Origin of the sequence: Paenibacillus sanfengchensis, from assembly GCF_036864765.1 — a bacterium.
In the GTDB taxonomy this organism is placed as follows: domain Bacteria; phylum Bacillota; class Bacilli; order Paenibacillales; family Paenibacillaceae; genus Fontibacillus; species Fontibacillus sanfengchensis.
In genome coordinates, this window is sequence record NZ_JBAGJC010000004.1 from 472,443 (window position 1) to 488,236 (window position 15,794).

The 15,794-nt window shown below is 52.6% G+C and carries 16 protein-coding genes; all 16 read left to right on the forward strand.

Annotation, left to right across the window (positions count from 1 at the left end):
- The first annotated feature begins 93 nt into the window (after positions 1-93).
- The 16 genes from rnz to V4U84_RS11475 all read left to right on the forward strand — a co-directional run bounded on the left by rnz (position 94) and on the right by V4U84_RS11475 (position 15,770).
- Positions 94-1,026 carry a ribonuclease Z gene (rnz, locus tag V4U84_RS11400; protein ID WP_334071260.1) on the forward strand — a complete coding sequence of 311 codons (933 nt, stop codon included), beginning with the start codon at positions 94-96 and terminating at the stop codon, positions 1,024-1,026.
- Between the two features lie 218 nt (positions 1,027-1,244).
- Complete coding sequence (locus V4U84_RS11405) at positions 1,245-2,051, forward strand: TIGR01457 family HAD-type hydrolase (protein WP_334071258.1); 807 nt, start codon at positions 1,245-1,247, stop codon at positions 2,049-2,051.
- Positions 2,052-2,086: 35 nt separating this feature from the next.
- Positions 2,087-2,905, forward strand: a complete 819-nt coding sequence (locus V4U84_RS11410) for an Fpg/Nei family DNA glycosylase (protein WP_334071257.1) — start codon at positions 2,087-2,089, stop codon at positions 2,903-2,905.
- On the forward strand, positions 2,895-3,749 hold the full coding sequence (locus tag V4U84_RS11415; protein ID WP_334071256.1) for a deoxyribonuclease IV: 855 nt from the start codon (positions 2,895-2,897) through the stop codon (positions 3,747-3,749). Before V4U84_RS11410 ends, V4U84_RS11415 begins: the two co-directional genes overlap by 11 nt.
- A gap of 34 nt (positions 3,750-3,783) precedes the next feature.
- Positions 3,784-4,131, forward strand: a complete 348-nt coding sequence (locus V4U84_RS11420; protein ID WP_334077260.1) for a cyclic-phosphate processing receiver domain-containing protein — start codon at positions 3,784-3,786, stop codon at positions 4,129-4,131.
- Positions 4,128-5,213, forward strand: a complete 1,086-nt coding sequence (locus V4U84_RS11425) for an SAM-dependent methyltransferase (RefSeq protein ID WP_334077210.1) — start codon at positions 4,128-4,130, stop codon at positions 5,211-5,213. The genes V4U84_RS11420 and V4U84_RS11425 overlap by 4 nt, the downstream gene beginning before the upstream one ends.
- 173 nt (positions 5,214-5,386) lie before the next feature.
- Complete coding sequence (locus tag V4U84_RS11430; protein ID WP_334077211.1) at positions 5,387-6,889, forward strand: serine/threonine protein kinase; 1,503 nt, start codon at positions 5,387-5,389, stop codon at positions 6,887-6,889.
- Positions 6,890-7,798: an SAF domain-containing protein gene (locus tag V4U84_RS11435; RefSeq protein WP_334071253.1), complete on the forward strand. Its 909-nt coding sequence runs from the start codon at positions 6,890-6,892 to the stop codon at positions 7,796-7,798. It begins immediately after the preceding gene.
- Between the two features lie 16 nt (positions 7,799-7,814).
- On the forward strand, positions 7,815-8,492 hold the full coding sequence (locus V4U84_RS11440) for a hypothetical protein (protein ID WP_334071251.1): 678 nt from the start codon (positions 7,815-7,817) through the stop codon (positions 8,490-8,492).
- Positions 8,489-9,325 carry a hypothetical protein gene (locus tag V4U84_RS11445; RefSeq protein ID WP_334071250.1) on the forward strand — a complete coding sequence of 279 codons (837 nt, stop codon included), beginning with the start codon at positions 8,489-8,491 and terminating at the stop codon, positions 9,323-9,325. The genes V4U84_RS11440 and V4U84_RS11445 overlap by 4 nt, the downstream gene beginning before the upstream one ends.
- A gap of 2 nt (positions 9,326-9,327) precedes the next feature.
- Positions 9,328-11,199: an ATPase, T2SS/T4P/T4SS family gene (locus V4U84_RS11450; RefSeq protein ID WP_334077212.1), complete on the forward strand. Its 1,872-nt coding sequence runs from the start codon at positions 9,328-9,330 to the stop codon at positions 11,197-11,199.
- Positions 11,200-11,476: 277 nt separating this feature from the next.
- Positions 11,477-13,270, forward strand: a complete 1,794-nt coding sequence (locus tag V4U84_RS11455; RefSeq protein WP_334077213.1) for a hypothetical protein — start codon at positions 11,477-11,479, stop codon at positions 13,268-13,270.
- 20 nt (positions 13,271-13,290) lie between these two features.
- Positions 13,291-13,782, forward strand: a complete 492-nt coding sequence (locus V4U84_RS11460; protein WP_334071247.1) for an ABC transporter permease — start codon at positions 13,291-13,293, stop codon at positions 13,780-13,782.
- A 4-nt stretch (positions 13,783-13,786) separates the two neighbouring features.
- The gene (locus V4U84_RS11465; protein WP_334071246.1) at positions 13,787-14,221 is read left to right on the forward strand and encodes a hypothetical protein; all 435 of its coding nucleotides are present in this window, start codon (positions 13,787-13,789) and stop codon (positions 14,219-14,221) included.
- Positions 14,222-14,233: 12 nt separating this feature from the next.
- Entirely contained in the window at positions 14,234-14,788 is a 555-nt protein-coding gene (locus V4U84_RS11470) for a hypothetical protein (RefSeq protein WP_334077214.1), read from the forward strand.
- Complete coding sequence (locus V4U84_RS11475) at positions 14,775-15,770, forward strand: hypothetical protein (RefSeq protein ID WP_334077215.1); 996 nt, start codon at positions 14,775-14,777, stop codon at positions 15,768-15,770. Before V4U84_RS11470 ends, V4U84_RS11475 begins: the two co-directional genes overlap by 14 nt.
- Positions 15,771-15,794: the final 24 nt, after the last annotated feature.

The window sequence follows — 15,794 nt, forward strand, 5'->3', positions numbered from 1 at the left end:
TTCGGAGGGTTTTGGCGATTGACGATGGAATAGACCTATAGATGGAGGGCTGGGGCAGACCAACGGATTAGCGTCCGGTTAGGAGGTAATGCGATGGAGTTATATTTTATGGGAACCAATGCCGGAGTACCTTCGCTGGAAAGAAACGTCTCTTCGCTTGCGCTGCGGCTGCTGGATGAACGGCGTTCCTTTTGGCTGTTTGACTGCGGGGAGGGGACCCAGCATCAAATTCTCCGTTCACCTTTGAAGCTAAGCAAGCTGGAATGTATTTTTATCACTCATTTACACGGGGATCATCTCTTTGGCCTGCCGGGATTGCTGTCCAGCAGAGCTTATCAGGGCGGCGATACTCCTTTAATATTGTATGGCCCGCCGGGGTTGAAGCAATTCGTTCAAATGGCGCTCGGCCTTAGCGAATCGCGAATCAACTACAAGCTGGAGATTGTGGAGCATGAAGGCGGGCGACTGTTTGAGGACGAAACGTTCCGGGTGGAAGCCGCCAAGCTGGATCACCGGATTCCGAGTTACGGGTACCGGGTGATCGAGAAGGACCTTCCCGGCAAGCTGGATATCGATTTGCTCCGACAATACGGCATTCAACCCGGTCCCTTATTCGGCAAGCTGAAAAAGGGCGAGAGCGTAACGACGCCCGAAGGCAGGATTATAGAACCTGCGGAGGTACTCGGCCGTCCCAAATCGGGGAGAGTCGTCACCATTCTGGGCGATACCCGGCCCTGTCCGGCTGTAGTTCCTCTGGCGGAAGGAGCGGATGCGCTCGTGCATGAGGCCACGTTTATGCATGATCTGGCTGAAACGGCATTCACCTATCATCACAGTACGGCCAGACAAGCCGCGGAGGCCGCCAAACAAGCCGGGGCGAAAAATCTGTACCTGACTCATTTCAGTTCGCGCTATAAGTATGAGAACCAGCTTCAGGAGCTGCAGCAGGAGGCACAGGCGGTGTTTCCGAATGCGCATCTCGCCAGGGAACACGAATTGTACCCGGTCAAAAGAGGCGGGGAATAAGGAGCTGCGCCTGTTTTATTTTCCGGGAAAGCGCAGGAAATGACAGGCGGTTGCAAACTTTGATAGCGTGAAAGCCTTGTTATTTGGGCATCTTCGATCCCGTTCGACGGGAGTTGGCAAGGGTGACTGGGCATTTGACGGAAAACCTGCGGAAGCGCCCGGGAAATTTGCTTGGGGCTCGGGTTTATTTGTACAATGGATACAAGTAGGTGAAGAAAATGAATACAACCAAGCCGGCCTGGAAGGCCTATTTGATTGACTTGGATGGAACTTTATATCATGGCAGCCGTATGATACCTCAGGCGGACCAGCTTATCTCTGAATTAAGGGATCAAGGGATCCCCTATTTATTTGTCACCAACAATTCCTCCCGAACCCCCGCCGAGGTGGCCGAGCATCTTCAGGTCATGGGGATTCCGGCTCGGAGTGAGGAAGTTTGCACCTCGGCGGTCGCCGCGGCGGAGTATATTGCGGATCGTCACCCGGGCTGCAGAGTGGCTCCCATCGGGGAGACCGGCCTGCTGACGGCATTGCGGGACGCGGGTCTTGAGCTGGTGGAGGAGCGTCCGGATTATGTTGTGCAAGGAATCGCCCGGAACTTTACATACGAAACATTGACACAAGCCGCTCGCTGGATTCGGGGGGGAGCCGGATATGTCCTGACGAATCCGGACCTGCTCCTTCCCTCCCAGGATGGTCTTATGCCGGGTGCGGGCACAATAGCCGCAGCAATTCAGGCCGCATCGGGTGTGGAGCCGGTTGTGATCGGTAAGCCTTCGGGCATCTTGATGAAGCATGCGATCGATAGACTTGGTCTCCGCCATGAAGAGGTGGCGGTGATCGGAGACAATATGCTGACGGATATTTCGGCGGGCGCTCGCGCAGGTTGCGGGACGATATTAACATTGACGGGCGTAACGAACATGGAGAACCTCGATGGCTATGTTGAGGCCTCGGGGGTCCGCCCGGATATAATCTGCCGGGATTTGAATGAAGTGCGCAAGCTTATCGGCAGCTCTTCATAGATATTTTACATCGTGAATGAAAGGGAAGATGTATCGTGCCGGAATTGCCGGAAATGGAAAATTACCGAATTCAGCTTTCCAAGCATATTTTGGACCTTAAAATTTCTCAAGTGGTTGTGAACCGGGAGAAATCGCTCAATTTGCCTCAAGAGAACTTCATTCAAGAACTCCAAGGCAGACAGGTCATTTTTATCGAGCGGAGAGCCAAACATTTATTGTTTCACCTGGACAACGGACGCCGTTTGCTGCTGCATCTGATGTTGGGCGGGCTGCTTTACCTGGGGTCCGGGACGGATCGCCCGGATCGGAACACGCAGATCGAAATCACGTTTGGCGAGGATTTGATCCTCTATTTTATAGGGTTAAGGCTCGGCTATTTGCATTTGCTCAGCGCGAAAGAAGCGGAGGAAGCGTTGTCTCATCTGGGGCCCGAACCGTTTGGCCGTAAAATGAATGAAGCGCTATTTGCCGAACTTTTGCGGAAACGCCGGGGCAGCCTGAAAACCGTGCTTGTCAATCAGGAAGTGATTGCGGGCATCGGCAATTGTTATGCGGATGAGATCGCTTTTGCCGCGGGGATCAGACCTTCGGCCAAAGTGCAGAATTTGACCGATGCCGAAGTGGCTTCAGTTTACAAAGCCATGCAGGAAGTTCTGACGGAAATGACGCAAGCCGGAGGATATATGGAGCTTCCTCTGACGAAGAACGATACACTGACTGGAGGAGCAAACGAATTGTGCCGGGTTTATGATCGGGAAGGGGAAAACTGCCCTCGCTGCGGCGATGCCATCGTAAAAACCGAGTTGAACGGACGCAAGGTGTTCTATAGTCCGGGCTGTCAGTATGACCGCTAAGCTTAAAATCGGGGGGCATATGAGTATCCGTGGCGGCTACTACGGCGCCGCCGAGGCCGCATACCGCATGGGAGCGGGAGCTTTTCAGTATTTCCCCAAAAATCCGCGAAGTTTGACCGTGAAAAGGTTTGATGAGAAGGATGCGGCACGCTGCCGAAAATTTTGTCAGGATCATGACATTTTATCCGTTGCGCATACGCCTTATCCGAGCAATCTGGCCGTGAGTTCCGTGACCCAGAAGGAACAGTTCGAAAGAACGGTGAATTCGTTAAGGAATGATCTGGAAATTGCCGAGGCTTGCGGGTCTGTGGGAATTGTTGTACATTTTGGAATATATAAGGAAAGAAACCCCTTACAAGGATACCAAAATATTATACAATGTATTAATGAGGTGCTTCGGGATTGGCAGGGACAGTCCAAACTGCTGATCGAAAACCAGGCCGGCGATCATGGAGACATGGGGATGACGGTGGAGGAACTTGTGCAGATTCGTAAGTTGTGCGACTTCCCCGGGCTCGTCGGCTTTTGCCTCGATACTTGTCATGCGTTCGCCGCAGGCATGTGGACCGGAGAACGGGACGGCACGTTTGCGGCTAAAGCGAATGAACTGGGTTTTTGGGACGCGTTGGCCGCGGTTCATTTAAATGACTCCAAGTACCCTGCATTGTCCCGGAAGGATCGCCATGCAAGAGTAGGGCAGGGATACATCGGAGAAAACGGCTTTCGCAGACTGCTAAAAAACAGCCCGGTGAAGGAGAAGCCGTTAATTCTGGAGAGTGAAGCCGGAAGCGACGGCACTTACAGAGAAGATATGGACCGGATCAGGCAATGGGTGGAAGGCTAGGGCTGAAATACCGCGGAAAGGAAGAACGACTGTGATTCATGTGTATATGGACGACTTTCGACGTTGTCCCGAAGGTTTTACTTTAGTCAGGTCCGTAGATGAATGTCTGGAGCTGCTTAGGGTGGCGGAGGTGGACATCTTGTCGCTGGACTACGATATGGGACCGGGGGAAAAGACCGGTTCCGATGCGGCTGCCGCCATTGCGCGGGAAGGGCTGTACGCCCGCAAAATTTACCTCCATACCTCGAGCATGTACGGAAAGAAGAGTATGTACGAAATTTTGTACCAAAACAAGCCTGAGCATGTCATTTTGCATAACGGGCCTATTCCGTTCGAATTGCTGGAGGAAATTGAACGTAAAGCGGGAGGGCGCAAGCTTTGAACAACGAGATAGAGCGGGAAACCGGGACGGATTCGGGAGCGGAATTTATAACAAGATGGGTATGCTCGGCCAACCATGGCTTTGCTCCATACGCGCAGGAAGAGCTTCGCAGACAATTCGGGGCTGTCAAAAGCACGATGCTGGTGCCCGGGGAGGTTTTCCTCGTGTCGCTGAAGGCTGGACCACAGCAGGTGGCAGCGTCATTGCGCCAGAAAGAACCGATATTTTTGCGCCATCTGTTCGCCGTGCAATGGGAGTGGGTTAGCGGGGAGGAAGAGCCATCCGGTAACAGCGAGTGCGGGCTAGAGGAACTTGCCCGTTTTTTGCGGGCGGATGCTAGGCTACATGGAGCCAAGATTGCGATCCAAACGCGTAAATCAGAGCAAGCGGTCTGGGAAGGCAGCGCCGCCGAACTGAAGGAGGCACTCCAGGCGCGCCTGGACGGTATTGATGCGGAAATCGTCGTCAGAGAGGCGGATTGGATTGTTTCCGTGTTTGCCGCCAAGGAACGGATACTGGCCGGCATAACCGCACCCGCGGACAATTTATCCGATTGGAATGGCGGAGCGATCCGGTTTCAGCGGGAGGAAGGGCAAATCTCCCGGGCCCAATTCAAGTTGCTTGAGGCCGAGGCGATTTTCGGCATTGACTTTAGTTCTTTTCAGGAAGCTGTGGATATCGGAGCGGCGCCGGGAGGTTGGACTTCTTTTCTGCTTGAGCGGGGGATGAAGGTGACTGCCGTCGATCCGGCCAAACTGCATCCAGATGTGCTGCGAAATCCGCGGCTCACCCATCTGCGAAAGAATGCGAACAGCGTTAAGTTTCGCGAACACCAGTTTGATCTCCTCGTTTGTGACATGAGCTGGAATCCAAAGCTGACCGCCAAACTTGTGACGGAGCTGCTCTATGCTCTTGTTCCCGGAGGAACGGCCATTGTGACGGTAAAGCTGCTAAGCAAGAAACCTATGGCGCTCATCCAAGAGATTACCGCAACCTTTGAAGCTTCCCGGCTTCAGATCCAGCGGGCCAAGCAGCTGTTTCACAACCGTGATGAAATTACATTGTATATGATAAAATATTAATGTCATAAATTAATAGTAGACAAAAAACCTCTTTACAGGTTGGGATATTTTGGTTTATAATAGTTCCAAAATTATACAAATTTGACGTATGGGAAAGCATCCCTTGTCCGTCCGGTCTTTGACCGGATCGGGACAGGGGATGCTTTTTTTTTCGTCGGGAAAGGAGGGGACAAGTGCCGTCCGTTCCGGGTTTTGGTGTTGGCGATGTTCTGGCGGGCAGATATCGATTGGAGAGGGTGATCGGTGAAGGCGGGATGAGCCGGGTGTATCTTGCCTCCGATTTAAAGCTGCCGGGAAAGCAGTGGGCCGTGAAGGAAAGCTTCGGCATGGAGGGAATTGGGGTCCGTCCGGAAGAAGAAGCCAAGCTTTTGATCGGATTGAGTCATCCGCGGCTGCCGCAAATTGTGGATTTTATTCAACTCCGAGAATCCGGTCATTCGTATTTGGTCATGGATGTAGTGGAAGGGGTTCATCTGGACCGGTTTGTGCTGGATCAGAGAAAAGCGCTTAGTGTGGAGCAATTGGCCGGGTTCGGGTCGCAAATTTGCGAAGGATTGCAGTACCTTCATAGCCGTCGGCCGCCGATCGTGCACCGGGATTTAAAACCATCCAATCTGCTGGTCGACGGCAAAGGACAAATTCGATTCGTCGATTTTGGAATCGCTCGCAAGTATAAGCCGGAGCGGTCTGAGGATACGATTCAACTCGGGACGGCGGGGTTTGCGGCTCCCGAACAGTATGGGGGGAGGCAAAGCGACGGGAGGGCGGATTTGTACTCGCTTGGCGCTGTACTTCTTTATTTGGGGACAGGTTGCCGCTTCAGTTCCTGGTCGGAAGCCGCGGACCGGGAGTTTCGGGGCAGGGGATATGGGGCGCTGAAAGAGGCGGTCTTTAAGCTGCTCCAACAAAATCCGGAGGAACGGTTCGCTTCTGCCGAGGAAGCCGGGAGAGCTTTAAAGAGGCTTTGCCATCCCGGACCTCAGGAGGTGGCGGGAGCTTTGTCGCGGGGCCGCCGCCCGCATATCATCGCCGTGATGGGCACCGTTCCGGGTTCCGGAGGCACGCATCTCTCCATCAGTCTGGCCCACGTGTTATCCCGCAGCGTACGAAGCGTAGCGGTCGTGGAGGCGGATGAGAGATCCACGGCATTCCGGGCTATTGCCCGATGGGCCGGGGAAGAGGAAAGCCAAAAGCACCCTGGGAACTTTCGGGGCTTCAGGCTTCACGGCGTGGAATACATTCATATTTCTAGCAAAATGGAACTGCTGGAAATTTTTTCGAATCACTACGAGTTCGTCGTTTGCGATCTGGGATCCAGCAGACGCCAGGAAATGATGGAGGAGTTTTCCCGGGCGGATCTGTCGATATTGGTTACACCGGGGGCGGGGTGGAGGCAAGATGATTTACTCGCTTTTATGGAGTATCCCTTGGCTGGCAAAGGAAATTGGACGTGCTGTCTCCCTATGGCCTCTCCGGACGTCATTCGATTTCTCCGCAAACAATTGGGGGATGTCAGGGTGTACGGGCTTCCGGCCGACAACTGCCCGTTTTCTCCAGGTCAATTAATGGAACAAGCCCTCATGGAGGTGTGCGAAGGGATGTTTCCACCTCCGGGAAAGAAAGGGAGGATCAATGGAATCCGCTGGAATCGAAAACTACGGAAGGGACGTGATTGATTGCTTCCATGGAGAAGAAAGACGAAGCAACTGATGCTGGCCGCCGCTATAGGTGCGGGGGTGACCGGCGCTATTTTTACAGCTTGGATGATTATTCAAACCAATCAGCATGCAAAACAGACGGCCGCCATACGACAGGCTATGGAAGCCGAAATCAATCGGTTGAAGGAAGCTGCTTCGGAGAAACGGCAGATTCGCGGGTGGGCCCCTTCCCGGCCCCTCCCTGCCGGGTATATGATCCGGGCCGAGGATGTGGTCCCGATCGAGCTACCGGCTCAAGCCGTCCCCGCAGACTTGTTAAATTCCAGGGACATGGTTGTCGGCAAAGCTGTCAAGCTCCCGCTTCAGGCCAATACGTTGCTGACGGAATCGCTGATATATGAGGAAGAGCCGACATCCGCCGATTTGCGCTATCGGGAGATGGGGTTTATTCAACTTCCCGGAACTTTGTCCAAACAGGATACCGTGGATGTAAGGATCCAATTTCCAACGGGTCAGGATTACATTTTATTGTCCAAGAAGCGGGTGAGTTCCCTCTCGAATGGCGTGGTCACGATGACGCTAAATGAAGCCGAGATTTTGTCGCTATCGAGCGCCATCGTCGATGCCTATCTGCACAAAGCATCGATCTACGCCTTACTGTATGTGGAACCGGGACTGCAGGCCAAAGCGGTACCGACATATCCGGCAAACGATGCGGTGCTTGGGTTAATCCGGAAGGACCCCAACATCGTACGTCAAGCGGAACAAGCATTAAATCGATCCGCGCGCGCGGGACTGGAGGCCGATTTGGCCGGAATGTCGGCACAGACGGCAGCGGAATTTGCCGGTCTCCAGGCGTCCGGCAATGCCCCGGGGGCGACGGCCGTCGGGAAGGAAGAGCAGTTTGTTATGCGGCCATCCGATTAAAGGGGGGAAAGTAGCTTTGAAACGCATAGTTTTTACCGGAAAGAGCGATAAGAGGGATTTATTGCTTTATATTTGCAAAGCGTTGAGCGAGGCGGGGAAGCGGGCTTTGCTGGTGGATTTGACCGATGGCGGGAAATACCGCTACATCCTGGGTGGCGGCGCTACGGGAATGCCGATCACCGAGTTTTGCGGCTTTGACATTTGTGACGGGATTTTGGCTGAACCTGCCGGTGAGTACGACTTCTGTTTGTACGATATGGAAACGATGCATTATGGGACTAGGGAGCTCTGGAGCAAGGCAGATGAGGCGATATGGGTCACTTCTTTCGACAGATTTGAAGTGGAACGTACGGTGGAGTGGTTTAAGCAGTTGTTTTTACGCTGGCCCGAGTTGTCGAGGCTCGAACTTTGGCCGGTTTTTATCCGGACTGTCGACAGTTTTTTGAAGCCGGAATATATTTTGAGCTGCATGGAGAGTTTGCCGGTTCAATGGTCCAGGGAGGGGCTTGATATCCCGTGGTGTGAGGGCAATCTGGCGGTTCAGCTGGAGAATGAGCATCGCCACATTTTGCGGATGGGCAGGTTATCGAGGTCCTATAAAAAGGCGCTGCGAATCATGCTCGAGGAATTGGCCGGATGGACCGGCAGGGATACTAGAAAGACGCTCCGGCAAGCGGAAAGGAGAAGGGCATGAGCCGGATTGTGTTTGGGGATACCGGCTGGGGAGGTTCATCGCAATTGGCGGCGGCAAGCGCAATAGGCATGGCGTTGACTTATCCGGGGCGTTTGTTGCTTTTAAATGGAGAGCCCGGCGGGACAGGGGTGGAGGCAGGATTCTCCGTTCAAGCAAACTATTATGCTCCGCTTTCGCCTCTTGCGGAAAACGGGATGGATGCGATACGAAGACTTGCCGCGAATCAAAAGCTGACAAAGCACAACTTCCCGGATTATACGCTGCCCGTCGTTACGGGAAGACTGGATCTTTTGACCGGATGTTCTCGGGGTGGACCTGATCCGTATATAGGCATGGAGGAAAAGGAAAACATCTACTCGGTCGCGGAACAAGTCTACGATATTTGTTTGTCCCGTACCCCCTTCTCCGGTAAGTTCGGCACCGAATCCAAGGAACTGTATAGAAGGGGGCCAGCCCCTTTGAGGGTAGCGGTTTTACGCCAGGATCGGTCGGAGCTCGAGGCTTTTTTTCTGGGAATGGAGTGCGAAGCCGGCTGCTCTTCTGTCGCGGAAATTCTCGTCGTTTATCCTTATGATCCCGGGTCACAGTGGACGGTGCGCAATATTTGCCGGAGGTTTGCATGCACGCTTCCCGTGTATGGCATTTCCTACAGCACCAAATTCGCGGATGCGTGGAATAACCGGGAATTGCTGAAGTTTTTCAGGCTCCACTGCCCGGCGCCTCAGTATAAAAAGGTGAGGGATGAAATGCTGCGGGGGCTGATGCCCTTTTGCCAAGCGATATATACGTTGGCTGGACGCGGAACTCCATTGTCCGGCGAAAAGGGGGCATAACTGTGGACAGAGCAGCCGTGAACGTCTTAGGATGCTTAGCGCTGATCCTTTCTTGCTTGTTGGCTGTGTGGTTTAGAGCCAGAATTGCCCAAGATGAGCCCGGGAATGAAACGAATGCGCGAAACCGCTATTCAATGGACGAACTGATTGCTTGTATCAAACATCAGATTCATGAGCTGAGCCGCAACCCTGCCAACGATTGGGGGATGAACGAAGAGGCATGGAAGCGAAAAGTGAAATCCCGTGCCGAATTGCGTCAGGCGCTTAAGGGATGTGTGCATGGCGATATGCAGGATAAACGTTATGTGAAAATGTTTATACGCGATCTGCTGCAAGGAAGCTACGGTATCAACGAAAGCAATATCGGACGGATTATTCCTTTCGATGAGCGCGAAAAACTGACTGCTCAGGACCGATTTGATATCTTACTTTACTTATACGAGAAGAGACATGGTCCGGACGGGCTATCGACCATGATCGAAGAGTATGGGCTCGATCGGCCGAAACCGGTCCCACAGGAAGGGGGCGGGGAGGTTTTTGAAATTACGGCCGACGATGTGGACCGGATTTTTTACCGGGAGTTCCGGCTGCTTTCATTCCCCGAAAAGCTTGACCTGGTCGTGCAGCGGATCTATCAAATGTATAAAGGCTTTTCCGTAATCGATACCATACGGGAGCAGCATATCGACGGGGTCAGTGGAGGAGTCAGCGGGATGCCGGGAAACAGCGCCGCGTGGGGGGACTCGGTATCCGAGTTTGCGGGAGAGTGGCCGGAAATTCCGCTGGATGAGGACGGGAGAAAGGTGACGCGCGCCTGGGATAGCGTATGGATTTTTTACAAAGGAAAGAGCCTGCGTTTATCCTTCCTTTCCTTCGGAAATGAAGCCGAACTAAAGCGGGTATGTCAAAACATTTACAAGTTCAATTTGCCGGGCCAATTGTCCGAGGCGAACTGCTTTAAAGTCAACGAAATGAAGGACGGTTCGAGAGTCGTCGTCGTACGTCCTCCCTTTGCCGAGACGTGGGCGTTTTTTGTCCGCAAATTCGATGTCAAGAGCGCCTCGGTGGAAAGTCTGGTAGAAGGGAAAAACGCGGAGTTGCCCGTCGAGCTATTGAAATTCTTGATGAAGGGCAACCGGATTACCGCTATTACCGGTTCCCAGGGTTCCGGCAAAACGACGCTGCTCATGGCGCTTGTAAAACATATCGATCCCTCCTACACGCTGCGGGTTCAAGAGATGTCGTTCGAGCTTCATCTCCGCCATATGTATACCGCAAGGAATATTTTGAGCTTTAGAGAAACGGAGTACGTCTCCGGTCAGGAAGGGCTCGATGTACAGAAAAAAACCGATGGGACCGTCAATATTCTGGGAGAAGTTGCGACAGATGAGGTTGCGGCCTGGATGATACAGATGGGACAGGTAGCCAGCCTGTTTACTATTTTTACTCACCATGCCAAAACGTTTCGTGATCTGGTGGATTCGCTACGGAATTCACTCCTTAAAACGGGTGTTTTCCGGGATGAGCGGATCGCGGAGGCACAGGTGGCCAAGGTGCTCGATTTCGATATTCATCTTTGCAAGGATCGTCAAGGAAACAGGTATATCGAACGGATTTCGGAATGCTGCAAGCATGATGAGCTTGGAGGGAGCAGTAAACAAGGTGCAGGCCGGCACAACCTGGGCGGACTTTCGGGGGGCTCCAAAGGGTATAGGGAAAGAGTGATTGTGGAATACCGCAACGGCGGTTATTTCCCGGCCGAACCTCTTTCCATGAGGTGCCAGGAAGAAATGCTTCGGGAGATGCCCCCAAGGGAAGCGGCTCGTTTCGGGGAGTTTTTGGACAAGCATTGGGGGGAGCGGCTTGGAGCTTAAATCTTTTCTTGTTGTCATCTTTGGGCTGTCTCTCTGTCTGTTCGCATTGCTTTATGGATTAGGCCGGCTGTTAAGCATTAGGGAGCGAAAACGGGGACTTGCATGGACGCCGGAGCAAAATATACCGTCAAGGCTGCGGAATACACTTTCCGCGATATTGCTGAGATCCTATGCGTTAGCGGTAAAAATCCCGCTCCTTCGCCATGAAGTAATGAAAGTTCGCCAGCGCCTTTCATTACTTCATCGATATGATGAGTTCAGCTTAAGAAGAGCCACCATGAAGTTCGTGATTCTGCTTGCCTTGCTGTTTGGCTCTGCCTTCGGGTTGCTGACCGCCTGGAATCCGGGCTTGGTCTTTGCGGTGTCGCTTTTGCTCGCCATCGCCGTGATTCAGGGGAATCTCCTCGACGGATACGTGAATCGGCTGGAGCAAAAATTGCTGGAACAAATGCTGGACTGGTTTACGGCGGTTAGGCATGCTTTTCATCGGCATGGCATGGTGGAAGATTCCATTCAGGAATCGATTGACCAGGTTCCGGCGGAGATCGGCATCCACGCGGAAATGCTTTATGCGGCTCTGACCGACAGCAAGCCGGATGAGGCGTTGGATAAGTACTATGAAACGGCGCCAAATCGTTTCCTTAAAGTGTTTGCCGGAATATCCCGGCTTGTCATGGAATTCGGGGACCGAAAAACAGAGCGCAGATCGCTATATTTGCGGGGAATTTCCGGACTCGCCGAGGAAATTCAACTGGAGCTGATTCGCCGCAAGAAATTGGACTATTTATTGCAAGGGCTAAATATCATCGCACTTGTGCCTTTTTTCTTCACCAAGCCGATTGAATGGTGGGCGAGAATGAATTTTCCCCTGATGAACCAGTTTTATTTGAGCAAGTTGGGATTGGTCGTCAAGATCGGCATTTTTGTGGTTATATTGCTTTGTTATGTTCTGCTGCAAAAGCTGAAGGGCGACCGGGTGATGCCGCCTTACCGGGCAGGACAAAGCCGGCGGTTGCCTTGGGAAGTTCAGTTGCAGCGTTTGAGCTTTGTTCGCAAGCTGGGGGGAATATTCACGCCAAGCTCGTCTACGGCAGCCTATTCCCGGCTTGAGCAATTATTGAAAGATAACAATCATCACCTCAACGTTGGGCAGTTTCAAATCAGAAGGATAGCCGTTTTCGGAATATGCACGCTTTTGGCGACCGGCTCCCTTTTCTATATGCACGGGCAAAGCCGGGGGTGGATTATGCGTGAACCGCCAGCCAATACTGTCTTCTTCGGAACAATGTCCGAAGAGGACAGCCGAACGGCCGCAAAGGAGGCCAAACAGGATAGGCAGATCATGCTGAAGCTTGGCATGAAGGCGGAGCTTGAATCTGAGGAAATCGCGGAGGCCGTGGCGACGGGATGGTCCGCTGTCGGCGGGAAGCCGGACGAGAAGCAGCTTGCCGCGATCACGCAGCGAATTCTAGATAAAATGGATCGCTGGAATCAGGAGTATATGAAATGGTGGGAGCTGCTTTTATCCGTTCTTGCGGGCTGCGCCGGTTATTTTACGCCGCTTTGGGTTTTGAAATTTCAGCGCAGGATGAGGCTTATGGATATGCGGCATGAAGTATACCAGTTTCAAACGATGATTTCGATTTTACGGGAGCTTGAGCGCATCTCGGTGGAAGAGATTCTCGATTGGCTGCATAACTATGCCGTTATCTTTAAAGCACCGCTGCAGAAATGCTTGCTCCATTACGGCCACGGAGGAGAAGACGCGTTGCGGGAAATGAAAGAAGAAGCAGTGCTGGACGAATTTAGGCAGCTTTGCGATAAGCTGCTTTTGGCCGCGGAGAAGATCACGATCCGCGACGCATTCGACGAATTGGAAAGTGATATGTCCTACCAATTCGAGCGGAGGCGGCTCGATTATGAGAAATCGCTGGATGTTAAAGCGGGATGGGGAAGAATGCTCGGTTTTTGCCCGATGTACTGCCTGATTTTTGCTTATCTTGTTATCCCGCTAATATGGATGAGTTTTCAACAGATGGACATTTATTTCAAGCAGATTCAGCACATTTAAAAATCGGGAGGCTGTAATTTATGAATAACGCATCGTCCGCCTTGAAGGTGGCGGCAGGGATCTTTTTGACTATCGCACTCATCACGATTGTGGTGATTTTGTTCGTATCCGCCCAGGAGGCAACCAAAACGGCCCAAAACAATTTTTCGGATATCCAGACCGAGCTGTCGCAAGCTTCCTTTACGGTATATGACGACACGACGGTGAGCGGATCACAGGTGACCAACGCATTGCGGAAATTCAAGGACCGGGGAGAGTTCGGAATTCAAATCAAAACAGGGAAAAACTCGGGAGGGCAATGGTACGGGGACATCCTCCGCATCAGCGGACCCCTTACCAACGAAGAGTATGGTTCGGTGAGCGGCCGGAGCCCGGCCGATATCGGAAATACATGGAATGAAAAACTCAACGAATACGTCAATCCCAGCGGGAAATTTAAAGCGAAGGTCATTAAGGACAATTCCAACGTAGTGCGAGGGATCATTTTCACGCAGACGACGGTAGCGTCGTAAACCTATGCTGGATTCCCTGAAAAAAATGCTATGGCTGGGAGCGGCCGTATCCGTTTGTTTTACCGCGCTCATCCTTACGCTGGAACAATGCCGGCATTTCGACATGGCCCAGCAAAAGTTAGTCCCTTTTGTTCAAGGTCAGAGAGTGAGCGTCGTTTCAACGTTCGGCAGGGTAGCCGAGGGGCTGCATAAGGCGGTGAGGTATAAGGGGATGCATATATTGTATGGTTTAAGAGAGTGGGCGGGCGAAGGAGTGGAGGTCACCGTGGATTCCAAACAGATCCCTTATTATGGAGAACCGGTGTATGAGCCGGGCGGGAACGGGGATCGGGATTTACGTTTGGCTTTATCCGTGCTCGACCTGCAGGGCGATTACAGAGCGCGCTGTTATTACGATCATCAGGAGCGACTATATAAGCTTGCGTTTATTAAAATTTAGGGGGTCTGCGGATTGAGTAACCCGCTGTCCAAAATCGCGGCTGCCCTGCTGGCCCTGATCCTCCTGTTTTTATATCCTGCTGTGGAATTTGCCCAGCGGGAGGCGGATTTCGAGATGTTGTCGGCGTACAACTCGCTGGTTCAATTTACGGACGCGGTAAGGAATAAGGGATATTTTTCACCGGAGATGTACCGTGGTTTTTCCCGGGACCTGGAGATGGGCGGGAACGTGTACGACATCGAAATCGAGCACCGGAGAAAAAAATACCATCCGGAATACGTCGATCCGGCCGATCCTGCAACCTTTCAAGGGCGGTATTCCGTGGTTTACGACTCTTATTATACTGACCGGATCTTCGAGGTTCTTTTTCCGGCGAACGCGAGCGGAACCGAAGCGGAAGAGAGATTATACAAGCTGGCAGCGGGGGACTTCGTTCAAGTCACCTTGAAGCCCAAAACCCGGCCCACTTCTCATGCATTGGCGGATCTCGTCTACGGCCCGGGGAACTGGAGTGAGGCGGGCAAGCGGATCACCTACGGGGGGATGGTGCTGAATGAAGATTACTGATTGGGCCGTCGTTTTTGTCCTTCTCGCCTTTCCGGCCCTGTTTATGCTGCATTGGGATTCGGAGCAACTCAGGGAGGCGAATCGGCTGCAGATCAAGTACACGGCAGCGCTTAGGACGGCGGTTCAAGACGCGGGAAGCATGCTAAGCCTAAACGAGCTTCAGCGCTATGAATCGGGCTACGGTTCTTCCAAATTTATGCGGGCTGATAAGGAAGCGGCTCTATCCGCTCTGCTGGAAACGTTGATGTTGAATTTGGGCGAGCATGAGGATGCGATATCCCGCGATCAATTGATGACTTACATCCCGGCGGTCATAGTGATCGATTATGACGGATACTATGTTTACGCAGTACAAGAGATAGCGGGAGAGGACGGAAGTCTTTTGGCTCGGCATCGTTGGTGGCCCAAGAAAGCCTACGTCCATCACGATGCGGAAGGGAACACGATATATTTTACCCTGGATGAGCAGATTACGGTAATCGACACAGCTTCGGGGGAAGTGCACCGTGGTTTAAGGGAAGAACTCGGGGGTGCTTTGTCCATAGAGCTTCTTAAGCAAAAGGAAACCTTTGAGAATGTCCGCAGATCGGTCATCGTTTCCGCCATCGAAGCAGATTTGTCCAGCGTCATCGACAATCACAATGTGTTTGCGAGGAGTCTTGGCTTCAACTATATATTTACGCTCCCGACGATTCCGCGGGAGGCGTGGAACAATACGATCGATGATGTGGGAATCCTTGTTTTTCTGCAGGGCATTCCGGTCGGAAGCAAGCATTATAACAATTACGCGCTAGGTGGCGGGAGGGTTGTAAAACAAAGGCCGGTTTACGGGTGGAGCGACCCTGAGACCGGAATCCGGTTCGCCGGCGGTAGCCCATGTTATTACGGATCCGGAACTGTGCCGTTAGAAATATTCGCCAGCCAAAGGGATGCGGCGGGGAAAGGTTATTTTGAAGCCCATTGTCCTTTGCGGGCACCTTGACCCCAGGCGTGCGAACTTTTACAA